Genomic DNA, 23,885 nt, shown 5'->3' with positions numbered 1-23,885 from the left:
TCCAATCAACCAACGCCCTCACCTGGGCACTTGAACGCCTGAAGCATCGATCCGTGCAGACGCGGGCACGTCTTGTCGGCGACTTCTTCACATGCGTCACAGCATCGGCTCAGGCGAGCTGTTGCATCGGCTCCCGGGGGCTCGAGCCGACGCGGCGGCGAATCCGACACTCCCGCCCCAAGGGGGTGACCGTCGGTAGCACCCTGTGGAGAACTCCGAGCCACGGTGACTTCGTTGAGTATTGAATGTGCAGATTCGCTGAAGCCAGGATTCCGATCGGTGTTCACAACCGACCGCTACCGATCGGTAGCGGATCGTGTCAGCCCAGAAGCGTATACACGGTGCTCGCACGAGCCGCGATCTCCCCCGACCCCTCGTCGGTCATCGTGATGTCGGCGAACGCCATACGGCGGCCCAGCTTGGTGACCACCGCATCGATCAGGACATCCGAACCGATCACCGCGCGCTGAAAAGACGTCGACTGCTGCACCGTCGTCATCGGCCCGTACGCCCCGCGCGCCGCCGACACGGCGATCACGGTCGCGGTGTCGGCGGCGGCCATCAGCGCCTGCCCCGACAGCGCGCCGCCCTCCCGGGCCAGCCCTTCCGACCAGGGGAGTCGCAGGAGCGCTCGGTGGCTCTCCACCGCCTCGACCGACAGGCCGAGCGAGAGCACCCAGGGGGCGAAGTTGGCGGAGAGGATCTTGTCGGCTTCGGCGGTGGTCATCGTCATATGGGGGATTGTTCCCGCGGTCGGCCCGGACAGGCATGCGCCTTGGCCGATTCGGTCCCCCGAGTGGGGCGCGCGCAAACGGAATTGAACGCCCCGGGTGACCCGTGCGTACCAACTGCCAACCAGGCGCCCCGAACAGCTGCCGCGGACACGGCGGCACAGACCCCGTCCCCCAGGAGGTCGAGAAGTTTGAGTCACAAGCGAATTCCGAAGCGCAAGGCCGCGATAGCCGCGGGCAGCGTGGTGGCGCTCGGAGCGGCCGCGATCCTGTTGCCGAACGCCAACGCGTCCCAGGACGGCGCGTCGGGCGACGCCGCTGCCGCCCCCAAGACCCTCAAGGCGGCGGACGCGTCGGATCTCGCCTCGCAGCTCGCGGGTCTGCTCGGCGACGCCTTTGCCGGTTCCTATTACGACGCCGAGAGCCAGCAGCTCGTCGTCAACGTCGTCCCGGGCGACAACAACAACGTGATCGTCCAGGCGAAGCAGGCCGGCGCGAAGATCCGTGAGGTCGAGAACAGCCTCGACGAGCTGGCGGCCGGCGCGCAGACGCTGAAGTCCGAGGCGACCATCCCGGGCACCGCGTGGGCCGTCGACCCCAGAACGAACCAGATCCTCGTCACCGCCGACAGCACGGTCACCGGCGACAACTGGGACCAGCTGGAGTCGACCGTCCAGAGCCTCGGCTCGGGCATGGCCACCATCAAGAAGTCGGCCGGCACCTTCAAGACGTTCCTCTCCGGCGGCGACGCCATCTTCGCCGGCGGCTCCCGCTGCTCCACGGGCTTCAACGTCACCGCGGGCGACGGCACCCCCGCCTTCCTGACCGCCGGTCACTGCACGCTCGCAGGCAACGAGTGGTCGGATGCCGAGGGCGGCCAGTCGATCGCCACCGTCGACCAGTCCACCTTCCCCGGCGACGGCGACTTCGCCCTCGTCAAGTACGACGACCCGGCGACCCAGGCGCCGAGCGAGGTCAACCTCGGCGACCAGACCGTCGCGATCAGCCAGGCCGCGGACGCCGAGGTCGGTCTCCAGGTGTTCCGGATGGGCAGCACCACCGGGCTGAGCGACGGCCAGGTAACCGGGCTCGACGCCACCGTCAACTACCCGGAGGGCACGGTCACCGGGCTCATCCAGACCAACGTCTGCGCCGAACCCGGCGACAGCGGCGGCTCCCTGTTCACCCAGGACGGCCTCGCGATCGGCCTCACCTCCGGTGGCAGCGGTGACTGCACCGTCGGCGGCGAGACCTTCTTCCAGCCGGTGACCACCGCCCTCGAGGCGGTCGGCGCGACCCTCGGCGGCGACGCCGCGGGCGGCGCGGGCGCGGGCGAGGAGGCCGGAGCCGGCGAGGAAGCGGGCGCCGGTGAGGAAGCCGGGGCCGGTGAAGAGGCGGGCGCCGGTGAGGAAGCCGGAGCCGGTGAAGACGTCGGCAACGGCAACGCCGACGGCACGGGCAACGGCCTCGGCGAGATCATCGGCAACGGTGTCGGGAACAACTGACACCCTGACACCGCCCTACGGATCCGAGTGATCCGGGCACACTCCGAGTGATGCGGACGATCGTGGTCCGGCCCTCCGGCGGGAGGGCCGGACCGCTCCGTGTCCGGGACCGCCCGCGCCGCCCGCTCGACACCCGTCAGCCCCGCGCCCGCAGCAACAGCAGCGCCACGTCGTCGACCCGCTCCCGCATCGACGACGAGCTGTGCTTGATGAGCAGATCGGCCAGCTGTTCCAGCGGAATCTCCCCGGCCGTGGTGAGCACCTGGCCCAGCTCGGCGAGCGCGTCCTCGATATCCACGCCGGGGGACTCGATCAGCCCGTCCGTGTAGAGGACGAGCACACTGCCCGGTGCCAGGTCGACCTCCGTCGTGGGATAGGCGGGCGAGCCGTCGATACCCAGCAGCGGCCCACCCGCGAGATCGAGCACCCGCACCCGTCCGTCCGGCCGTCTCAGCAACGGCGGCGGATGCCCGGCGCGGGCCATCACCGCCCGCCCGTGCGCCGGATCGAGGCGCAGGTACAGACAGCTGGCGAACAGATCCGCACCGAGGTCGAGCAGCAGCCGGTTGGTGCTGCGCATGACCTCCTCGGGCGCCTGACCGACGGTCGTGTACGCCCGCACGGCGGTACGGATCTGGCCCATCAGACCGGCCGCGGTCACGTTGTGGCCCTGCACGTCCCCGATCACCGCCGCCGTCAGGCCCTGCTCGGTCGGCACCAGGTCGTAGAAGTCGCCGCCGATCTCCATGCCCTGCGTGGCGGGCAGATAGCGCGCGGCCGCCTCGATGCCGGGCAGCTCCGGGAGCGAGTGGGGCAGCAGAGCGGCCTGCAGACCGTGCGCCAACTGGTGCTTGGCGTCATACAGCTGGGCCCGCTCCAGCGCCTGCGCGATCAGCCCGCCCAGGCTGGTCAGCACCGCCCGCTCGTCCGCCGGGAAAGGATGCGGCTCGGCGTAGGCGAACACACATGTGCCGACCGGCCGGCCGGAGGCGATCAGCGGCAGATACGCCCAGGCCGCGAAGCCGTCGGGGGTCGCGTGCCGCGCCGGATACAGCCGCTCCAACTGCTGCTGCGAATCGAAGAACGCGGGCACCCCGGTGCTGAGGGCGTGGGTCCCCGGCGTCCGCTCGGTCAGCGGCATCCCGTCGAACCGCTCCACGATCCGCGGATCCGGATAGCCGCGGTGACCGAGCACATGCAGCCGGCCCGCCTGCGACCCCAGCACGACCAGAGCCTGGCTGCCCACGGCCGGGACGATCTCGTCCGCGACGAGCTGCACGACGTCCTGCACACCGGCCGCCTCGGTGAGCGCACCGGCCAGGCTCAGCACCTGGGAGATCGTCACCAGCCGGGCCGGAGCGTCGTTCGGCCGGGGCCCGCTGCGGCCCATCTCGGCCACCGCGCGGGCCCGGCTGATGCGCACACTCAGTCCGGTCGTGCTCGGATACATACGGAACGACAGCCAGTCCCCGGGCGGGCGCAGCGCCACGAAGGACGTCGTCTGCTGGCTCATCAGCGCGGCCCGGTACCGGTCCTCGTACACCGGGTCGTTCAGCCAGGGCACCGTCGCCCACAGCTGGTTGCCGAGCAGCCGGTTGACCGGAATGCCGATCAGCTCGGCCACCGCGGGGTTGGCGAAGCTGATCCGGCCGTGCAGATCGAGCGAGCACAGCCCGTACGGCAACCGCGACACCATCCGTGCCGCCTCCACCGTGCCGAGCGTGCCGGCGGGACCGCTGAACGTCGGGCCGGCGACCAGGTCGGGCTCGGGCAGCGGCGGGCGGCTGTCCTCCATGGCCCGCTCCAGCCGCACCGCGAGCCGCCGGCAGGCGGCCGTCAGATGTTCCTGCTCCCGGTCCGACAGCTCCGGGGGATGCGAACCGGGCCAGGTCACGAAGATCGCGCCGTACGCGGTGGACTCGGTGGCCACGGGCAGCGCGGCGAGCGCGAACGGATACGGCAGGACGACGGCGATACGGGGATACCTCGCCGCCATGTCCTCCTCGCCCCCGACCCAGACGAGCCGCCGCTCCCGCACCGCCTCGGCCACCGGGATCGGCGCGCTCAGCCCGACCCGCTCCCACGGCGCCGCGAACGCCCGCGGCAGGCCCGCCATCACCGCCATCTCCAGTACGGGCTCGTCGGCCGCCAGCAGATACACGGCACCGGAGTGCGCGTGCACCTCGTCCATCATCGAGGCCAGCGCCAGTGACAGCAGTGGCCGGCCGACCCGCGTCCGTGCGGCCGCCGGCGCCTGGGCGGACGTCTGCCCGTCGGACACGCCGACCACCTCCTCGCACGGGCGCGTCCCGGAGGCGACCCGGGCCGCTCACGCGAGCCGGGCCCCAGGGCTCAAATCTCCCCCCTCACGGGCCTTCGCGCACGGCGAGGGGGTGGGGTGGGGTGCGGGTGTGTGGAGTGGGCCGGGGGGTGGTGCGCGGTGAGTGGGGTGGGCCGGAGTTGGTGCGCGGTGGGTAGTGGCGTGGGCCGGGGGTTGGTGCGCGGTGGGTAGCGGTGGCGCGGTGGGGGCCAAGTGAGCCGCTGGGGTGGTCGGAGGTGCGGTGGTTGCGGTGCCTGCCGGCTGGTACGCCGTGGGGGAGGGGGTGGGCTGCGGTGGGCTGCGAGCTGGGCGGGCGGTCGGCCTGCGGTGGGGAGAGGGTGTCGGTGCCGTGCGGGCCCGGTGAGCGGGTGGCGGGATGCGGGCGTGTGGGCGGTGAAGCCTCCGGTGAGCAGGCGGTGGAGTGCCCCCACGAGCGCCGATGGGCGCCGGGCCGCGCCCGTGCGGGACTCGTGCTCCGGCGCACCGATGCCCGTGCCGTGGCGAGTGCCGTCGCGTACCCCCTCCCTCCCGGCCCATGCCCCCGCATTCGAAGCGCGGCCCAGCGTACGGGCGCCGCGCGTGCGCCCCCGCGCAACCTGATGGCCGGTTCTTCGCGCCCGGCGGCGGTGCCGGTCACGAACAATTGGGCACGCGCTCCTCACCACGGAACCGGTGTACGGCGAGCCGAAAGGACGGGCAGTGATCCGGGTGCTTCTGGTGCATGACGAGTGTCTGGTCAGATCGGTCCTGGCGGAGTGGCTCCGCCGGGAACCGGACCTCGGGGTGTTCGACGCCTCGTGGCACAGCGCGCCCAGCCGTTTGCGATCCGTACGTCCGCACGTCTGCGCGGCCGACCTCGACTGCTCGGACACCTACGGCATCCCGCCGCTCGGCGAACTCTGCGCGCGTGAGCCGGGCCGGACACCGCCGCCGGTGCTCGTACTCGTCGGCGCCAACAGGCCGGGCCTGCTGAAACGGGCCGCCGAGGCCGGGGCGCTCGGCTACGTCGACAAGGAGAGCTCGCCGGAGAAACTCGTGCACGGCATCCGGCGCGTCGCCCAGGGGGAACGTTTCGTCGACGACTCGCTCGGCTTCGGCTTTCTCAAGGCCGCCGAGATGCCGCTGACCAGGCGGGAGCTGAGCGTGTTATCCCTCGCCGCCGAGGGCGCCTCGGTGGCGGAGATCGCGGGGAGCCTGCATTTGTCCCACGGGACCGTGCGCAATTACATGGCCGCCATCACCCGCAAGACCGGTGCCCGCAACCGCGTCGACGCGATCCGGATCTCGCAGGGCGAGGGCTGGCTGTGACGGAACGGACGTACAGCCGCCCACCAGTTCGCGGTACGACGGCGAGCGGCGCAGGAGTTCGTCGTGTGTGCCGTACGCCGTGTGTCGGCCGTCCATGACCAGGACCCGGTCGGCGCGGCGGGCCGAGGCGATGCGGTGCGCGACGACCACCAGAGTGCCGCCCGGCCGGTCGGCGAACGCCTGTTCCGCGCGTTCCTCGGCCCGCGCGTCCAGGTGGCAGGTCGCCTCGTCGAGCAGGGCGAGCGGGGCACGGGACAGGTAGGCCCGGGTGAGGGCGACCAGCTGCCGCTCGCCCGCCGAGAGCGCCGCCGGATCGATCGTCGCGGTCGGCCCGCCGAGCGCTTCGAGCAACGACAGGAGCCCCACCGCCTCCGCCGCGCCGAGCAGCTCAGCCTCGGGCACGGGGGCCTGCCGCAGCAGCCCGACGTTCTCGGCGAGCGTGCCGGTGAACACGTACGCCTCCTGCGGGATCAGCACCCGCAGTGCGGCGGCCTCGGGCCCGGGGACCGGGTGCCCGCAGAGCCGAACGGTACCGCTGCGCGCCTGCACCATGCCGGCGACCAGCGCGGCGAGCGTGGACTTCCCGATGCCGCTCGGCCCCACGACAGCCAGATGGGCGCCGGTCGGGAGTTCGAGGTCCAGGTCGTCGATGACGGGGGTCGCGGAGGGGCCGTAGGCGAAGGTGACGGAGGTGAGGGAGAGGGCGGGACGGGCGGACGGTTCGCCGGGTGGGTGGGTGGGGTGCGCGGTGGCGTCTGCGGGGGCGTCGAGTAGAGGGGTGGGCGATTGGTCTGCGGGGCCCTGTCGGGGTGGGCGCGGTGCCGGCGGTGCGGCGGCGGGACATGTGTGGGGCGCCATCTCCGGACCGGCGTCTGCACCTGACCAGATTCCCGCCTCGTGCCTCGCACCTTTTCCGGCACCAGCACCGGCCTCGGCACCAGCACCGGCCTCGGCACCAGCACCGGCCTCGTTTCCATCACCGGCCTCGGATTCTGCCCCAGCTTCCGCGTCAGCCTCGGCCCTGTGCTCGGTCTCGGCCAGGGGCTCGGCACCTGGCGTGGCCTCAGCCTCGTCCCCGGCGTCTGCGCCAGCCCCTGCCTCAGCCTCGGCCCCGCGCTGGGACTCGGCCAAGAGTGCGGCACCTGGCTTCGTGGCGGGTGCAGCCTCGGCCTCAGTCGCTTCCTCAGGCCCGGCCTCCGCCCCGGCCGCTGTCCGGGCCTCGCCTTCGCAGGATGCTTCCCGCATCACCCGCCGCAACACCACCACCAGCCGCGACCCACTCGTGCCCAGCCCGTGCACCAGGTTGTGCAGGGCCGGCAGCAGCGACTGGGTCACGTAGGCGAGGGCACCCACCAGCGCGCCGGCCGTGACGCCGTGGTCGAGGAGCCAGGGTGCGCAGGCGAGGAGCAGCACGATCGGGAGCCGGCCACCGAGCGCAAGCGACACCACGCGCAGGACCCCCCAGCGGGCGAGGGCGTCGGCGGCCCGCTGCTCGGCGTCGACGCGGGTCCGCGTGCCGGCGGCGACCCGTTCCTCCGCCCCGGCCGCCGTGATGTCCCGCAGGCCCGGGCAGACGGCACCCAGCCGGTCGGCCAGCTCCTCGTCGGCGGCGAGGAACGCCTCCTGCCGGCGGGCCAGCGGTCGCAGCGTCACCGCGAACAGGCCCAGCCCCGCGGCCAGCGGAGGCCCGACGACGAGGAGGAGCAGCGGATCGAGGGACAACAGGCCCACGACCGCGCCGACCGCGGTGAACACGAACGAACGCGACACCATCACCAGCCCGGCGAAGGTGTCCCGCGCGATCTCGACCTGCTGGGTCAGCCCGGACAGCGCCCCGGCGTCCCCCTCCCGCACCCCGCGTGAGACGACCCGTGTGACCAGGCGGTCCCGGAGCGGTTCGGTCAGCGCGGCGACCGCGTCGTACACCCGCACGGTGCCGTACGCCCCGACGAGCACCGCCAGTCCGGCCACGCCGAGCCAGGCGAGTCCGCTCCCGGGCCGCCCGGCCAGGAACCCCTCGTCCAGGCCACGGGCGAGCGCGAATCCGGTGAGAAAGGTCTGTCCGGTCTCCAGAACCGACCAGCCCCCGAGCCGCAGCACGACCCGCCACCGGTCCCACAGAAAGCGGAGGCCACGCCGGCGGACACCCTCGGCCCTGTCCGGACTCTGCCCCGGAACACGGCGGTGGTCGCTTTCGGTCATGTCAGTTTCCCGTGCGCGAACGCGTTGTCGGGCGTCTTGGGGCATCTCCGTTTCCTGCGCGCGAAGGCGTCGACGGGCGCCCGCCGTCATGTCCGTTCCCCGTCCACCAACGCGTCGACCGGCGCCCTCGGTCACGCCCCCTCCTCACCCGCGAACACCGCCCGGTACTCCGGGATCCCCCAGAGCTCCTCGTGCCGCCCCACCGCCCGCACCCGACCCCCGTCCAGCCAGGCCACCGCGTCCGCGCGGGCGGCCGTCGTGGCGCGGTGGGCGATCAGGAGTCGGGTGCCGTCGTGCTCGCCGCCGTTCACCAGGGCCGTCGTGATGCGGGCCTCGGTCACCGTGTCGAGACTGGAGAGGGCGTCGTCGAGGATCAGCAGGCGGCCGCCGTGGGCGAATGCCCGGGCGAGGCCGAGGCGTTGGGACTCCCCGCCGGAGCGCGGGGCGGCGGAGACGGGGGTGGCGTAGCCCTGGGGCAGGCGGCGCACGAAGTCGTCCGCGTGGGCCGTGCGGGCAGCCTCCCGGACGCGGGCGGGGGAGGGGTACGACAGCGCGAGGCCGATCTCCTCCTCGACCGTGCCGCCCAGCAGGGCGGGGCGCTCGAAGGCGTGGCCCACGGCCCGGCGCAACGCGTCGTGGGTGAGGTCGCGCAACGGCACGCCGTCGAGCAGCACCTCTCCGGTGTCCGGCTCGGCCAGCCGTCCGGCGACCGCTGCGAGCAGCGACTTGCCGGCGCCCGAGCGGCCCACGACGGCCAGCGTCGTCCCGCCCGGCACGACGAGGTCGACGCCGTCGAGCACGGCACGCCCGCTGCGCCGGGCGGTCACCCCGCGCAGCTCCAGCCGGCCCGGACCCGGGGGAAGCCCGCGCTCGCCGTAGCCGGGGACGGGCTCCGCGAGGACCTCGTGGAGGCGTTCCGCGGCCGCACGGGCCCGGGCCAGCCCGGCCAGCTGTCCGACCAGCACGCCGACCCCGGTGGCGAGGACCGCGTACCGGGAGGCCGCGAGCACCTCGCCCACCGTCAGCCGGTGCCGGGCCAGCAGGACCCCGGCCACGGCGACGACGCCGAGCTGGAGCAGCGGGGCCACGGCCACCGAACGGCCCGCGGCCCGCCCCTGCACCCGCCACATGCGGTGCCCGGCCTCGGACAGTTCGGGCAGCGGACGCAGGATCCGGGCCGTCTCCCGGCCGGCCGCACCCGCCGCCTCGATGGTGCGGTGCCCGCGAACCGCTTCCGCGAGCGCCCGCGCGATCCGCCCCTGCGCCTTCTGGTAGCGCGCCACGCAGTCCCTGGTGTCGCGGGCGAGGGCGCGCAGCAGCAGAGCCAGTACAGGCGCTCCGGCCAGCAGCACGGCCGCCAGCCACGGGTCGATCAGGGCGAGGGCCGCGACGCCGCCGACCGGTCCGGCGAGCGCGGCGAGGAGGGCCGCGCGGGCGGTCGGTGCCGTGCCGGCCTGGGCGGCGTTGCCGACGAGGCGGGCGACGAGGTCTCCGGGGCCGAAGCGGGCGGCGGCGCGCGGGCCCACGGCCAGGACGTGCCGGGTCAGGCGGCGGCGCAGCCAGGCGGTGGTGCGGGCGTCCAGCGTGCCGTGCAGCACGGTCTCGCACGCGTCGAGCAGGGCGAGCAGCAGGACGATCCCGGCGCAGTACAGCACCCAGTGGGTCGCCGGGGCCCGGCTCAGCAGCAGGTCCAGGGTGTGGCCCAGCGCGGCGGGCAGCAGCAGGCCGGCGCCGGTCGCGGCCGTGCTCACCAGGCACAGGGCCACGGTGCGCACGGGTGCCGGGCCGAGCGGTCCGGGGAGCGTCCTGAAGGCTTCCGTCATACGGCTGCGGCCTCTCCGGTCCGTGCCGGACCCCGGGCGGCCCCTCCCTCGCGGGAGCGGACCGCCCGGGGCCTTGGACGCACGGCGCTGGTCAGAGACAGAGCGTCAGGCTCGCCGCGCTGACGCAGGACAGCAGGCTGAGGGTGCTGGCGCCGCCGCCCTCGGTGCGGTCCTCGGACTCCATCGCCTGCAGGTCGAGAAGTGCCATGATGTTTCCTTCCTTCGTTGTCGTCCACCCGTGGGGACGGGGTTGGGTCACGGCTCCGTCAAGTCGCGGAACCGCGCTGTGGGGGCCGCCCGAGCGGCGGCAGGAACGGCAGCTGGGCGGTGGCCGTGTCGTCGAGGGCCGCGCCGAGCGCGAGCAGGCACCCTGCCGTTCCGGTGCCCAGGTCCATCGACAGCCGCATCATCTGGTGGCCGGGGAAGGCCAGTTGGCCCTGGTAGTCCATCGCGAACCAGCCGAGGCCCGCGATCTGCCCGGCGAGCCGCTCGGCGGTCGCTCCGGGCGCGTCGGTACGGGCCAGATGCAGGATCATCCCGGCACGGCCCTGGAACAGGCCGGGCTGCACATAGAAACGGCTCGTGGCGGCGGTGAGGATTCCGGCGCGGGCCCGAGCGAACTCGCCGTCGGGGTCGTCGCCGTGGGCGAGGTAGTCGTCCAGGACCATCCCGATGCCCGCGCTCCCGTCACCGAGGTAGGGCATCGTCCGCCAGCCCTCGTCGACCTCCAACGAGCCGCTCGGGTGCGTCACGCAGCAGTCCAAGTCCCGGCGCAGCGCCACCCCGGCCGCCGTCAACAGTCCCGGCTCGCCGGCCCGTTCGTACTGACGCAGCAGGAACAGCGCGGGGCCGCTCGCCCCCCGCAGCAGCCCGGCCCGGCGCCGCCGGGGCGTGTCCGGAAGCGGCTGCGCGAGTCGTCGTACGAGGATGTCGGCGACCTCGGCGGCCCGGTCCCGCAAGATCGTCTCACCGGTCGTGTGCGCCAACTCGCCGAGGACCAGGCCCAGTCCGGCCAGTCCGCCGTGCAGGTCGGAGGACAGGTTCTGCCACCGCTCCTGGAGGATTCCCTCCACCAGGTCGAGGGCGCGTTGCCGGTGACCGAGCCGGTCCAGGACGTGGGCGACGCCCGCGAGACCGTCGTACAGCCCGAGCGGTGTGCCCGTCGGCGGCGGTGCGGTGCGGGCCAGGAGCCAGCGTTCGCCCTCTTCGTAGCGCTCGGCGCCGACCGCGTCCAGCGTGTACAGCACCCCCGCCGCACCGTGCGCCAGACCGAGGCCGCCGCCCTCGGAGAACTGCGTGATGTCACCGGGGAAGAGCCGGTCCTCGCGCTCCGGGGTCGCCGAGGCGAGGAGCGCCTTGACCATGGAGTCGCGGCTGTACGGCCAGTCCCCGGGCTCCACGTACGACGGTGCGCGCACCGGGGCGCCCCGCGTGATCTCCGCGACCGCCTCGTCCAGGAACGCCCGGGGCACGTCGGGGAATTCACCCGAGATCACCTCGGCGAGGTGGGCCGCCTTCCCACGGTCGACCACGAACAGCGTGGTCACCGGCAGGAACAGGGCGAGCCGCAGACACGCCAGCGCATAGCGGTCCACGTCGGCACCGGTGCGGTCCGGCGGGGCGAAGAAGCCCGGATGGGCGACCACCTGGCGGCCCTGCTCGCAGATCGGCGCCGCCGCCTCGAAGTCGAGCAGGGACACCGACTCCTCGTCGGGGGCGACCATGATGTTGAAGACGTGCAGGTCGTTGAAGGCGATCCCGCGCGCGTGCACCGCCTCCACCGCCCGCTCCACCGCCCCGTGGATGCGCACCGCCCACGCCGTGTACTCGGCCACCGCCTCCGGATCGGGGTCCGGGGTGAGCAGCGGATGCCGCTCGGCGAAGAACGAGTTCAGCGGGCGGCCCTGAAGGAAGTCCATGACGAGGAACCGGTGGTCGCCGAGCGTGAACCAGTCCCGCACCTCCGGCACGACTCCCGTCCCCGCGACCTGCTCCAGCGCGGCCTTCTCCCGCTCCAGCCGTGCGACGGCGTCCGCCCCGTCGGCGGCCAGCCCCGCGTGCGGCCGCCCCTCCTTCAGCACGACCCGGCGCCCGTCCCGCGTGTCGGTGCCCGCGTACACGCCGCCGCCGTTGGAGAAGTGCAGCGCCTTCTCGATGCGGTACGGCAGTTCGCCCACCGTCGTGGTGTTGCGCGCCGCCAGATGCGGCTCCAGGAAGGCCGGCAGCGTCACCCACTCCGGCACCTGGAAGGACGGCGCCCGCCGGTCCGGCACCCGCTTGCCCTCGCCGTCCAGCACCGCCGGCACGAGCGAGCCGCGCTCGTCGACGACGAAGGTGCGCGCGAAAGCGCCGTAGCGGACGTAGAGCGGGCCGTCGTGCCACCGCAGATCGGTGAGGATGTACGGCCCCTCGAAGCCCTCCAGGAGCCGGCCGAGCTCGCGCAGCACGGTGTGCAGCTGCTCCTCGTCGGCCGGGTAGATCGTGACGAACTTCCCGCTGGTGTCACGTGCGGCGTACTTGGTGTTGCGCAGGTGCAGCAGATGTGGGCCCGGCACGAACTTGAAGGAGATGCGGCGGGGCACGCAGTAGTCCCACACGATCGCCGCGATCCGCTCCGCGTTCGCCCGGGTGGCCGAGGCGTGGATCTTCCACCCCTGGGCCGGGCCGGGCACGGGCGCACCGTCCGCGCCGAGCGGCGTGAGCGCCAGCCAGTCACCGATCCGCGCCGCGTCCCAGCCCTCCGGGACAGCGCGCCGCGCCGCCTCGTACAGGCGCTCGTAGCCGCGCTCGGCGTCCCGCGTGCCCGCGGGCACGCGCTCCGGCGACTCGTAGAAATGCCGGTCGGCGAGCGCGTACACCTCGTACCGCTTGTCCATGCCTCCCCCTCCGTGGCCCACGCCGAGACTTCCAGCGGGCCGGCGGGCACGGACAGTCATGCCTGTCATGAGATGGCCGTGCGGAACGCATGCGTCAAGAAATGTTCGGAGGGTTTCGATCACGGCACTGGTCAGCGCTCCATCGAACGGTCACAAGGGCTGCGCAGGTGGCCCACAAGCGCTGTAATGGCGGACGTGGTCGATGAGGGCGCTGCGGGACGCAGGACGAGGCGTCCGCGTGCCGAGGCCGCCCTGAAGGCGCTTTCTGCCGAGCCGGACTCGCCCGAGCGGGCGCGCCGGGTGCTGGAGCAGGCACTCGTCTTCGGCGGAGCCGCCTTCGCCGCCGTGTACACGCCGAGTGAGGACGGCGAGCTGCTCTGCCTGGCCGAGTCCGCCGGTGTGCCCCGGACCCTGTACGGCCTGCGCGACGGCTACGCCCTGACCGGACACTCGCCGGTCGCCACCGCCCATCGCACCGGCCGACCCGTCTGGCTCGGCCCGCAGGAGCTCGCCGGCCTCGCGGAGTCGCGACGCGCGCCGACCCGGGACTTCCACTTGGGCGCCCTCCCCGCCCGCGGTGACAGCGGCGGCTGTCTGCTCGTGGTGACCGAGAGCCCCGGCGGCTTCGGCACCGACGACCGGGTGTGCCTGGAGCTGATCGCCCAGGCCGTCGCCTTCCCCGGCAGGCCTGCGTTCGCCGAGGGCGGCGAGCTGGCGGCGGGCGCGTTCAGCCTCGCCATGGACACCGGCCGCGTCGAGGTCGGCGACGACATCCTGGCCCTGTTCGGCCTCGGTCCGGCCGAGTTCGACGGCAAGGTCGAGACCCTCCTCGGCCGGACCGTCCCCGAGGACCTGCCGTCGCTGATGTCCGTCGTCGAGGCCGACCACATGTCCATCGGCGAGCGCGAGCTGGAGTTCCGCATCCTGCAGCCGGCCGGCCCGCCCAGGTGGCTCAGGCTGCGCGGCCGCCTCGTGGCCGGCGGCGAGGGCCGCCCGGCCCGACTCGTCGGCACCGTCGCCGACGCCTCCACCCTGCGCCCCGAGATCACCGACGTGGCCCGAGTCCAGCGCCTCGCCGCCGCCCTCGCCACCGCCGGCACCGTCCGCGACGTCAGCCACGCCGTGGTCACCGCCCTGCGCAAGCCGCTGCGCGCCGACCGCATCGCGCTGGCCGAGCTGGAGAACGACCGGCTCGTCGTCACCGTCCTCGACCCGCCCGAACCCGAGTCCTGGCCCGAGCTGTGGCGCCTGGAGTGGCGTACCGAATGGCCCGACGCCCCCGTGCGCGCCATGCCCACCCTCGCCGCCGCCCTGCGCGAGGGCCGCGCCCGGATCTGGCCGGCCGGCACCCCGCTGGAGCCCGCCCTCGCCGATGTCGGCCCCGGCGGCCTTGCCGTGCTGCCGCTGCCCGCCGGGGGCCGGATGGCCGGGGCCTGCCTGATCGGCTGGGACGCCCCGCACGAGTTCGGCCCGGACGAGCGCGCCCTGCTCACCGCCTCCGCCGGCCTCGCCGGCCAGGCCCTGCTGCGCGCTCACGCCTTCGACGCCGAGCACGAACTCGTCGGCATGCTCCAGCGCCAGCTGCTGCCGCGCCGCCTGCCCCGGCTGCCCGGCGCCGAGGCCGTCGCCCGCTATCTGCCGACCACGGCCGGCCTGGAGGTCGGCGGCGACTGGTACGACGTGATCCCGCTGCCCGACAACCACGTCGCCCTCGTCATCGGCGACGTCCAGGGGCACAGCGCGGCCGCCGCCACCCTCATGGGCCAGATGCGCACCGCCCTGCGCGCCTACGCCGCCGAAGGACACCCGCCGGACGTCGTCGTCCACCATGCCAACCGCCTCCTGATGGACATGGAGACCGACCTCTTCGCGACCTGTGCCTACGTTGACGTCGATCTGGAGGAGGGCTCCGCCTGGTGCGTGCGCGCCGGACACCTCCCGCCCGTGCTGCGCCACCCGGACGGCAGCATCGAGATCGCCGAGGCGGAGGGCGGCCCGCCGCTCGGCGTGCTGCGGGAGGCCGACTTCCCGATGAGCCCGCTGCGGCTGCGGCCCGGCACGGTCATCGCCCTCACCACCGACGGCCTCGTCGAGTCCGCCGACGCCGACATCGACACCGGCATGGACCGGCTCGCCGACGAACTCGCCCGCTCCGACCCCGCCCGTCTCGGCCTCGTCGCCGACGCCCTGCTCGTGGGCGCGCGCCGCAGCGACGACATCGCCCTGCTCCTCATGCGCTACGACGGCATGGCCGTGCGCCCGCTGCGCGAGACCTGGACGGTCTGGCGCGTCCCGCAGGCCGTCGGTCACGCCCGCCGCTTCACCCGGCGCACCCTGCGCGCCTGGGGCGTGCCGCCGCGGGACATGGACGCCGTACTGCTCGTCGTCTCCGAACTCGTCACCAACGCCCTCGTGCACACCGACGGCCGGGTCCGCCTCGACCTCACCCTCGTCAACCACCGCATGCGCGTCGCCGTCACCGACGCCTCACCCCGCACCCCGGTCAAACCCACCAGCATCAGCTGGGAGGCCACCGGCGGCCGCGGCGTCCTCCTGGTCGAGGCCGTGTCGGCGGCCTGGGGAACGGTGCCGGTCAGTGGCGGAAAACAGGTGTGGAGCGAGATCGCGTTGGCTGGGTGACGCCGGATTCCGGTGAACGCCCGGGGGCACGGCAGTGACGAACAAGCCAATCCCGGCCCCCTCAAATCGGCGGGATCCGGGCTATGGTGAAGCAGATGAAGGCTCTCGTGCTGTCCGGCGGCGCCGGGACACGCCTGCGGCCGATCACGCACACTTCGGCCAAACAACTGGTGCCGGTGGCCAACAAGGCCGTGCTCTTCTACGGTCTGGAATCCATCGCCGAGGCCGGCATCACCGAGGTCGGCATGATCGTCGGCGACACCGCCGCGGAGATCCAGGACGCCGTCGGCGACGGCACCGGATTCGGTCTGGACATCACCTACATCCCGCAGGAACGCCCGCTGGGACTCGCCCACGCCGTCCTCATCGCCCGCGACTACCTCGGCGACGACGACTTCGTGATGTACCTCGGCGACAACTTCATCGTCGGCGGAATCACCGACCTCGTCGACGAGTTCCGCGCCAACCGCCCCGACGCGCAGATCCTGCTCACCCGAGTCCAGGACCCGCGCGCCTTCGGCGTCGCCGAACTCGACGACCTCGGCCAGGTCATCGGCCTGGAGGAGAAACCGGAGCACCCCAGGAGCGACCTCGCCCTGGTCGGCGTCTACCTGTTCACACCGGTGATCCACGAAGCGGTCCGCGCCATCACGCCGTCCCGGCGCGGCGAGTTGGAGATCACCCACGCCATCCAGCACCTGATCGACTCCCGCGCCGACGTGCGCTGCACGGTCATCAAGGGCTACTGGAAGGACACCGGGAACGTCGCCGACATGCTGGAGGTGAACCGGACCGTCCTGGAAGGCCTCGCGCGCCGCATCGACGGTGACGTCGACGACGCCTCGGAGACCGTCGGACGGGTCGTCGTCGAGGAGGGGGCGCGCATCGTCAACTCGCGCATCGTCGGCCCCGCCGTCGTCGGCGCCGGCACCGTCGTGGCGGACTCCTACGTCGGCCCCTTCACCTCCATCGCGGAGAACTGCCGTATCACCGACAGCGAGTTGGAGTTCTCCATCGTGCTGCGGGACGCCTCCATCGACGGCGTGGGCCGGATCGAGTCCTCGCTCATCGGGCGGCACGTGGAGGTCACCCCGGCGCCCGGCGTCCCCAGCGCCCACCGCCTCGTCCTCGGAGACCACAGCAAGGTGCAGATCCACACATGAACCTCCTCGTCACCGGCGCCGCCGGCTTCATCGGCTCGACGTACGTCCGCACACTGCTCGCCCGCGATGCACCCGGCGCGCCCGACGCGCCGCGGATCACGGTGCTGGACAAGCTCACCTACGCCGGCACCCTGGACAACCTCGAACTCGGCCACCCCCGCCTGGAGTTCGTGCGCGGGGACATCCGGGACACCGAACTGGTCGACAAGCTGATGGCCGAGGCCGACCAGGTCGTGCACTTCGCCGCCGAGTCCCATGTGGACCGCTCCATAGCCGGCGCCGGCGACTTCGTCCTCACCAACGTCGTCGGCACCCAGACCCTGCTGGACGCGGCCCTGCGCTACGGCGTCGAACCCTTCGTGCACATATCGACGGACGAGGTGTACGGCTCCGTCGCGACCGGCTCGGCGACCGAGGAGCATCCCCTGAGCCCCAGCTCGCCGTACTCCGCCTCCAAGGCCTCCTCCGACCTGCTCGCCCTTGCCTACCACCGCACCCACGGCCTGGACGTGCGCGTCACGCGCTGCTCCAACAACTACGGCCCGCACCAGTTCCCCGAGAAGGTCGTCCCGTTGTTCATCACCAACCTCCTCGACGGCGAGCGGGTGCCCCTCTACGGCGACGGCCTCAACGTCCGCGACTGGCTGCACGTCGACGACCACTGCCACGGCGTCGAACTCGTCCGCACCAAAGGCCGCCCCGGCGAGGTCTACAACATCGGCGGCGGCACGGAGCTGAGCAACAAGGACCTCACCGCCCTGCTGCTGAAGGCCTGCGGCGCCGACTGGGACCGGGTGGAGCACGTCGCGGACCGCAAGGGCCACGACCTGCGCTACTCCGTCGACTGGACCAAGTCCCGCACGGAACTCGGCTACCGGCCCCGCCACGACTTCGCGTCGGGCCTCGCCGCCACCGTCGACTGGTACCGCGACCACCGCGACTGGTGGGAACCCCTCAAGCGCCGCGTCGGTGAGGAGCACGGATGAGGTGGCTGGTCACCGGAGCGGGCGGCATGCTCGGCCGTGACGTGGTCGAGGAGCTCCTCGGCCGCGGCGAGCAGGTGACCGGCCTCGACCATGCCGCCCTCGACATCACCAGCCCCGAAGCCGTCGATCGCGTCATCGCCGCCCACCGCCCCGAGGTGGTCGTCAACTGCGCGGCGTACACGGCCGTCGACGACGCCGAGACCGACGAGGGGCGGGCCCTGCGGGTCAACGGCGACGGTCCGCGTCTGCTGGCCCGGGCCTGTGCGGCGTACGACACCCGGCTGATCCATGTCTCCACCGACTACGTCTTCGCCGGGGACGCCCGAACCCCCTACTCCGAACACGATCCTCCCGGCCCCCGCACCGCCTACGGCCGCACCAAACTGACAGGTGAGCGGGGGGTGCTGGACGAACTCCCGGCCGCGAGCGCGGTGGTGCGCACGGCCTGGCTCTACGGCGTCCACGGCCGGAGTTTCGTCCGCACGATGATCGGGCTCGAGGCCCGCCGCGCCACCGTGGACGTCGTGAACGACCAACGCGGCCAGCCCACATGGAGCGCCGACGTCGCCGCGCTCGTCGCCGACCTCGGCCCGCGCGTCGGCCATGAGGTGACCGGCGTCCTGCACGCCACCAACTCCGGCGAGGCCACCTGGTACGACCTGGCCCGCGAGGTGTTCCGGCTCCTCGGCGCCGACCCCGACCGGGTGCGCCCCGTCACCAGCGAGGCCTTTCCCCGCCCCGCGCCCCGCCCCGCGTACAGCGTCCTCGCGCACGGCCGCCGGCAGCGGCTCGGCTTCCCGCCACCGCGCGACTGGCGCGCCGCCCTGCACGAAGCACTGCCCCGGATCCGCAAGGAGACCCTTCGTGAAACGCCATGAGTTCCTCAGGGAACTGCACAAGGTCAGCGGCAACCGCAACTACCTGGAGATCGGCGTCAACGACGGCCGAAGCCTCCGGCTCTCCCGCGTCCCCACCATCGCCGTCGACCCCGCCTTCAAGGTCGTCACGGAGATCCGCTGCGACGTCCACCTCGTCAAGGCCACCAGCGACGACTTCTTCGCCCGCGACAATCCGCTGATCCACCTCAAGGGCGGCCGTCATCCACTGCGCAACCTGCGCCGCGGGCGCAGTCCGCTCGGGTACTGGCGGCGCACGGTCCTCGACCTGTCGTTCATCGACGGCATGCACTTGTTCGAGTACGCGCTGCGGGACTTCATGAACATCGAGCGGCACTCCGACTGGACGAGTGTCATCGTGTTCGACGACATGCTGCCGCGCAACGTCGACGAGGCGGCGCGGGACCGGCACACCGGGCCGTGGACCGGGGACGTGTACAAGATCGCCGAGATCCTGGGCCGTCATCGCCCCGATCTGGTGACCGTTCCCGTCGACACGCAGCCGACGGGGCAGCTCGTGGTGTTCGGCGCCGACCCCCGCAACAGGGTCCTGCGGGATCGGTACGACGAGATCGTCGCCGAGTACCAGGTGCCCGATCCGCAGAAGGTGCCGGAGACCGTCCTGGAGCGGGCCGCGGCGGTCCCGCCGGAGACGCTGCTCGGGGCGAGCTTCTGGAGGCCGCTGGCGCGGGCGCGGAGGCGGGGGGTCGGGCGGTCCCGTGGGTGGGAGCCGTTGCGCACGGCGATCCAGGGGGTGGCCGCGGCCGGTTAGTCGCGGCCGGCTAGTCGTTCCCCCCTGCGCGCAACTGTCCGTAGTGGGCGGCGCAGGCCTCGTACGACGGCAGCAGCCCGGCCTCTCGCGCCTCCGCCAGCGACGGTGCCCGGGCGTCCTTGGGTGACAGCACGGGCGTGATGTGCTCGGGCCAGGCGATGCCCAGCTCCGGGTCCAGCGGATGCACCCCGTGCTCGCGCTCCGGCGCGTAGCCCGTCGAGCACAGATAGGCCACCGTGGCGTCGTCGGTGAGGGCCATGAACGCGTGGCCGAGGCCCTCCGCGAGGAACAGGGCGTGATGGCCGGCGTCGTCCAGGCGCAGTGCCTCCCAGCGGCCGAAGGTGGGGGAGCCCACGCGGATGTCGACGACGACGTCGAGGACGGCGCCGCGCAGACAGGTCACGTACTTGGCCTGGCCGGGCGGCAGGTCCGAGAAGTGCACGCCGCGCAGCACGCCCCACCGGGAGACCGAGCAGTTGGCCTGGGCCAGGCGCAGGTCGTAGCCGGTGGCCTCACGGAACTCCTCGCCCCGGTACCACTCGTGGAAGCTGCCCCGGTCGTCCGGGAAGACCTTGGGCTCCAGCGCCCAGGCACCCTCGATGCCGAGGGATCGCATGCCGTCACCTCCTGTGGGTCCGAGCCCGGGCCCGGGTCTTGAGCCGGGTCGCCGTCCGGCCCAGGGCCGTACCCAGCCGGCGCCGCACCCTGCGGACCAGCCGGCGCAGTGCGCTCGCCCGGCGGGCCCGCACCACACGCACTCCGCCGACCCCCGCGCGCAGGGCGAACGGCAGGGTGAGGAAGCGCGGCCCGGGCGTGCCGAGTGCCGCCCGCCAGGTCGCCCCGCGCAGGTCGCCCAGCGGCAGCGTGGCTTCCAGCAGCGCTCCGGGGCCGTGCGGGGACAGCGTGGCGGGCACGTCGTGAGCGGTGCCGGACGCGGTGAGCCGGAGCGTCGCCCCGGTGCCGGCGGCGGGGACGTGCAGGGGGAGCGGGGCGCTCAGCCGGTCGCCGGAGAGGGTGATGTCGTCCGGTGCGAGGGCACCCAGGCCGACGCGGTGGGTCGCGCGGTCGACGTCCACGGCGAGGTTGGCCTGTGATGACGTCCAGTACGGCAGGACCACATGACCGCCGACCACCCCGGCGTAGGGGGCGGGGCCGTCCTCGCGGGGGGCGGGGCCCAGGCGGCACTCCTTCGTCCAGCCGCCCAGCTTGACGCGGACGAAGGAGTCCCACAGGCCGGCGTGGGGGAGCGTGGCCGGGTCCACGGCGGCGGTCGCGCGCAGCACCAGGCGGACCCGACCGTTGCCGGCCGGTACCTCCTCCCGGGTGAACTCCACCGGCTGGAAGTACTGGGCGGCACTGGCGCGCTCGCGCAGCAGCAGGTCCGCGGTGGCCTTGCCGAACCGGGCCACCGTGTCGGCGCCCACCCAGGCGATGGCCGCCGCGAGGTCCTCGGGCGGGCCGTCGAGCGGCGTACGGTCCGTCCCGGCGGCGAAGGTCATCGGCTCACCGGCGGACGCGTACTCGGCGCTGAACCCGACCCGCAGCGTGCCGTCCTGCCATACCACGGCCACGGGGACGGCCCTGAGGGCGACGCCGGCCTCCCACTCGGCGAAGGCCTCGACGTCGTCGTACCGGTCCGCCGCGATCAGCGCCGCCACGACCTGCTGCGTCGGCTGCAGGCCGGCCGCCACGCCGGGGCCGAAGCGCTCCACGACAACCTGGTGCATCTCCTCGAACAGCTCCCGGCGCCAGTCCGCCGGCATGGTGAGGAAACGCCGCCCGCGCATCCGCTCGACCATCTCCACCCGCAGCCACCGCCGCAGCAGCCGGTCGCGCAGCGGGCCCGGCTCGGTGTAGCGCTCGACGACGTCCAGGGCCTCCCGGAGGTTCTTGAAGTAGCCGCCGGGGTCGAAGCGCTGGAATCCGGCGTTCGAGGCGTCGTCGCGGCGTACGTGGTAGTAGCAGACGTAGTCGCTGAGCACGCAGACGTTGCTCGCGCGCAGATACGCCTCGGTGACGAAGACGTGGTCCTCCAGGCGCCGCCTGCCCTCGGGGAAGCGCAGGCCGATGGCGTCGAGGAAGGCACGGCGGAACATCTTGTGCGGGGTGAGGCTGTCGATCAGCGGCGCGTTCTCGACGGTGGCGCGCGGGTGGTTGCGGCGGAACAGCTCCACCGGCACCCCGCGGCCCTTGCCGGCCATCTTGCCGACCACGACATCGGCGGCGTTGGCCACACCGTAGTCGTACATCCGCTCCAGGGCCTCGTCGCCGAGGTAGTCGTCGTTGTCGACGAACATCACGTACTCGCCCCGGGCGGCGGCGACACCGACGTTGCGGGGCTTGCCCGACCAGCCGGAGTTCTCCTGGTGGACGACGGTCACCCGGGCCTCCGCTGCGGCGAGCGCGTCGAGCCGGCCGGGGGTGCCGTCGGTGGAGCCGTCGTCGACGAAGATCACTTCGTACTCGTCCGGCGGCAGCGACTGTCTGAGCAGCGAGGCGATGCAGTCCTCGATATAGACCCCCGGGTTGTACACGGGGACGACGACGCTGACCTTGACCGGCATCCGGGCCCGAGCCCCCTAGGGGTCGCTGTGCGTTAACGTCAGATTCTGGCGCTCGTGGCCAAATCCTAACCGTGTCACCGGCTTTGTCCACCGCTCAACCATGGCGATCCCGCACGGCGGTCTTCCCCGCCGGTAGCCTGACGGCGTGCGCCTGCTGCTGATGTCCGACACCCACCTGCCCAAGCGCGCCAAGGCCCTGCCCGACGAACTGCTCGCCGAACTCCCGCGCGCCGACGTCGTGTTCCACGCGGGGGACTGGGTCGACACGGCCACGCTCGACCTGCTGGAGAGCCGCTGCGCCCGGCTCGTCGGCGTCTACGGCAACAACGACGGACCGGACCTGCGCGCCAGGCTCCCCGAGGTGGCGTACGCCGACCTCGGCGGCCTGCGTTTCGGCGTGGTCCACGAGACCGGACCCGCTCAGGGTCGCGAGGCGCGCTGCGCCGCCCGTTTCCCCGGCCTGGACGTCCTGGTCTTCGGGCACAGCCACATCCCCTGGGACACCACCGCCCCCTCGGGCCTGCGCCTGCTCAACCCCGGCTCCCCGACGGACCGCCGCCGACAGCCCCACTGCACCTTCATGACCGCGACCGTGGGAGAGGGCGGGCTCATGGACGTGGAGCTGCACCGGCTGCCCCGGCGCTGACGGCCGGGGAACAAGATCCGGGCCGCTCCGTTTTCGCGTGGAAGCGGCCCGGTCGCATGTTATGCGCTGTCATGGACCTCCTTCCCGCTCAGAGGCTCTGTCCGGAGGCATGTATGCCTCCGTTGAGCCGCGACTACCCCTTCGCGTCCGCCCTACACACCCGAATCGCGGCTATTTCCGTTCCCTGCACCGCCACTGCGGTCCCCGAGCCACCACCAGCACCCCCAGTACCACCATCACCACTGCCTCGCCACTGCGGCAGCGCTTCGCCACCGCGCCGACCGCCGTGCGCCGTGTCGTCCTGGTCCTCGATGCCGGCTGTGCCCTTGGGCTCACGGTGATCGATGGATGGCGCCCGCCGTGACCGTCAGGGGGACGCCCGTGCCGCCCCACCGCAGCGCGACGATCTCGGCGGCGACCGACACGGCGACCTCCTCGGGCGTACGGGCGCCGAGGTCCAGGCCCACCGGCGAGCGCAGCCGGGCCAACTCGCCCTCGGCGAGCCCGGCTTCGGCCAGCCGCTTCATCCGGTCGTCGTGCGTACGCCGGCTGCCCATCGCCCCGATGTACGCCGCCGGGCGCCGCAGGGCCTCCTCCAGCAGCGGCACGTCGAACTTCGGGTCGTGGGTGAGGACGCAGATCACCGTGCGTTCGTCGGTGTCGGTGCCGCTCAGATAGCGGTGCGGCCAGTCGACGATCACCTCGACGCCCTCCGGGAAGCGTTTCGGCGTGGCGAAGACCGGGCGCGCGTCGCACACGGTGACCCGGTAGCCGAGGAAGTCGCCGATCCGCGCCACCGCGGCCGCGTAGTCGATCGCGCCGAAGACCAGCATCCGGGGCGGCGGGGCGAAGGAGCGCAGAAAGACGCAGACCGCGTCCTCACGGCGCTCGCCGTGCGGGCCGTAGTGCCTGAGACCCGTGGCACCGAGGGCGAGTTCGCCACGCGCGTCGGCGGTGACCGCCGCGTCCAGGCCGGGCGTGCCGAGCGTGCCCGCGACGCGGTCCGGCCACACGGCGAGCGTCGCCCCGCGCCGCGCGGGCCCGTCGGTCACCGTCGCCACGGTCACCGGACGGCCCGCCGCCACCGACTCCGCGACCTCGCCGAACGCCGGATCGCCCTCGGGCGTCACGGGCCGCACCAGCAGGGTGATCTCGCCGCCGCAGGTGAGCCCGACGGCGAACGCGTCCGCATCGCTGTACCCGAAGGTCTCCAGCCGCGCCGCACCGCCCGCCACGACCTCCTGGGCGAGCTCGAAGACGGCTCCTTCGACACAGCCGCCGGACACACTGCCCACGACCTCGTCGTCGGGCCCGACGGCCATCGCGGCCCCGGGTTCGCGCGGGGCACTGCGGCTCGTGGCGACCACCGTGGCGAGCCCGAACGGCACCCCGTCCGCGTACCAGCCGCCGATCACCGGGAGAATGTCACGCATCGTGTTGAGCACCTCCCGGT

The 23,885-nt window shown here is 73.1% G+C and carries 16 protein-coding genes and 1 pseudogene; 8 read left to right on the top strand and 9 right to left on the bottom strand.

Going from position 1 to position 23,885, the window contains the following annotated elements; all coding sequences use genetic code 11:
• Nucleotides 1–319 precede the first annotated feature (319 nt).
• A complete protein-coding gene (locus ACIBAG_RS00145) occupies nucleotides 320–733 on the bottom strand; it encodes a PaaI family thioesterase (RefSeq protein ID WP_399099179.1) in 414 nt (137 codons plus the stop codon).
• 189 nt (nucleotides 734–922) lie between these two features.
• Between ACIBAG_RS00145 and ACIBAG_RS00140 the strand changes: the two genes are divergently transcribed.
• Nucleotides 923–2,236 (top strand): S1 family peptidase, encoded by a 1,314-nt coding sequence (locus ACIBAG_RS00140; RefSeq protein WP_399099177.1) that lies wholly within the window; start codon nucleotides 923–925, stop codon nucleotides 2,234–2,236.
• A gap of 136 nt (nucleotides 2,237–2,372) precedes the next feature.
• Here the strand turns inward: ACIBAG_RS00140 and ACIBAG_RS00135 are convergent, their stop codons facing one another.
• Nucleotides 2,373–4,526 carry a SpoIIE family protein phosphatase gene (locus ACIBAG_RS00135; protein ID WP_399099175.1) on the bottom strand — a complete coding sequence of 718 codons (2,154 nt, stop codon included), beginning with the start codon at nucleotides 4,524–4,526 and terminating at the stop codon, nucleotides 2,373–2,375.
• Nucleotides 4,527–5,228: 702 nt separating this feature from the next.
• Between ACIBAG_RS00135 and ACIBAG_RS00130 the strand changes: the two are divergent.
• Nucleotides 5,229–5,780, top strand: a pseudogene (locus ACIBAG_RS00130) (LuxR C-terminal-related transcriptional regulator); the annotation flags it as partial.
• Here ACIBAG_RS00130 and ACIBAG_RS00125 read toward each other — a convergent pair.
• The 4 genes from ACIBAG_RS00125 to lanKC form a co-directional block, all read right to left on the bottom strand.
• Nucleotides 5,703–8,066, bottom strand: coding sequence for an ATP-binding cassette domain-containing protein (locus ACIBAG_RS00125; RefSeq protein ID WP_399099173.1), 2,364 nt, complete (start codon nucleotides 8,064–8,066; stop codon nucleotides 5,703–5,705). The pseudogene ACIBAG_RS00130 and the gene ACIBAG_RS00125 overlap by 78 nt on opposite strands.
• 131 nt (nucleotides 8,067–8,197) lie before the next feature.
• Nucleotides 8,198–9,889, bottom strand: a complete 1,692-nt coding sequence (locus ACIBAG_RS00120) for an ABC transporter ATP-binding protein (RefSeq protein WP_399099171.1) — start codon at nucleotides 9,887–9,889, stop codon at nucleotides 8,198–8,200.
• A gap of 91 nt (nucleotides 9,890–9,980) precedes the next feature.
• Nucleotides 9,981–10,097, bottom strand: a complete 117-nt coding sequence (locus ACIBAG_RS00115) for a SapB/AmfS family lanthipeptide (protein ID WP_031487093.1) — start codon at nucleotides 10,095–10,097, stop codon at nucleotides 9,981–9,983.
• A gap of 58 nt (nucleotides 10,098–10,155) precedes the next feature.
• On the bottom strand, nucleotides 10,156–12,765 hold the full coding sequence (lanKC, locus tag ACIBAG_RS00110) for a class III lanthionine synthetase LanKC (RefSeq protein ID WP_399099168.1): 2,610 nt from the start codon (nucleotides 12,763–12,765) through the stop codon (nucleotides 10,156–10,158).
• A gap of 186 nt (nucleotides 12,766–12,951) precedes the next feature.
• On the opposite strand from lanKC, the gene ACIBAG_RS00105 reads away from it, so the two are divergent.
• From ACIBAG_RS00105 to ACIBAG_RS00085, 5 genes are all read left to right on the top strand, one after another.
• Nucleotides 12,952–15,405: a SpoIIE family protein phosphatase gene (locus ACIBAG_RS00105; protein WP_399099166.1), complete on the top strand. Its 2,454-nt coding sequence runs from the start codon at nucleotides 12,952–12,954 to the stop codon at nucleotides 15,403–15,405.
• Between the two features lie 95 nt (nucleotides 15,406–15,500).
• Entirely contained in the window at nucleotides 15,501–16,568 is a 1,068-nt protein-coding gene (locus tag ACIBAG_RS00100; protein WP_399099164.1) for a glucose-1-phosphate thymidylyltransferase, read from the top strand.
• Nucleotides 16,565–17,554 carry a dTDP-glucose 4,6-dehydratase gene (gene rfbB, locus ACIBAG_RS00095; RefSeq protein ID WP_399099162.1) on the top strand — a complete coding sequence of 330 codons (990 nt, stop codon included), beginning with the start codon at nucleotides 16,565–16,567 and terminating at the stop codon, nucleotides 17,552–17,554. The genes ACIBAG_RS00100 and rfbB overlap by 4 nt, the downstream gene beginning before the upstream one ends.
• Nucleotides 17,551–18,432, top strand: a complete 882-nt coding sequence (rfbD, locus tag ACIBAG_RS00090) for a dTDP-4-dehydrorhamnose reductase (protein WP_399099160.1) — start codon at nucleotides 17,551–17,553, stop codon at nucleotides 18,430–18,432. The genes rfbB and rfbD overlap by 4 nt, the downstream gene beginning before the upstream one ends.
• Nucleotides 18,419–19,222 (top strand): class I SAM-dependent methyltransferase, encoded by an 804-nt coding sequence (locus ACIBAG_RS00085; RefSeq protein WP_399099158.1) that lies wholly within the window; start codon nucleotides 18,419–18,421, stop codon nucleotides 19,220–19,222. Before rfbD ends, ACIBAG_RS00085 begins: the two co-directional genes overlap by 14 nt.
• A 10-nt stretch (nucleotides 19,223–19,232) precedes the next feature.
• Here the strand turns inward: ACIBAG_RS00085 and rfbC are convergent, their stop codons facing one another.
• Complete coding sequence (gene rfbC / locus ACIBAG_RS00080) at nucleotides 19,233–19,838, bottom strand: dTDP-4-dehydrorhamnose 3,5-epimerase (RefSeq protein WP_399099156.1); 606 nt, start codon at nucleotides 19,836–19,838, stop codon at nucleotides 19,233–19,235.
• A gap of 4 nt (nucleotides 19,839–19,842) precedes the next feature.
• The gene (locus ACIBAG_RS00075; protein WP_399099154.1) at nucleotides 19,843–21,786 is read right to left on the bottom strand and encodes a glycosyltransferase; all 1,944 of its coding nucleotides are present in this window, start codon (nucleotides 21,784–21,786) and stop codon (nucleotides 19,843–19,845) included.
• A 145-nt stretch (nucleotides 21,787–21,931) separates the two neighbouring features.
• Between ACIBAG_RS00075 and ACIBAG_RS00070 the strand changes: the two genes are divergently transcribed.
• Complete coding sequence (locus ACIBAG_RS00070) at nucleotides 21,932–22,432, top strand: metallophosphoesterase family protein (RefSeq protein ID WP_399099152.1); 501 nt, start codon at nucleotides 21,932–21,934, stop codon at nucleotides 22,430–22,432.
• Between the two features lie 332 nt (nucleotides 22,433–22,764).
• Here ACIBAG_RS00070 and ACIBAG_RS00065 read toward each other — a convergent pair whose 3' ends face one another.
• The gene (locus ACIBAG_RS00065; RefSeq protein WP_399099150.1) at nucleotides 22,765–23,865 is read right to left on the bottom strand and encodes an XdhC family protein; all 1,101 of its coding nucleotides are present in this window, start codon (nucleotides 23,863–23,865) and stop codon (nucleotides 22,765–22,767) included.
• Nucleotides 23,866–23,885 lie beyond the last annotated feature (20 nt).

This window comes from Streptomyces sp. NPDC051243 (assembly GCF_044455405.1).
In the GTDB taxonomy this organism is placed as follows: domain Bacteria; phylum Actinomycetota; class Actinomycetes; order Streptomycetales; family Streptomycetaceae; genus Streptomyces.
This window is presented reverse-complemented; position numbering and strand designations above follow the sequence as displayed.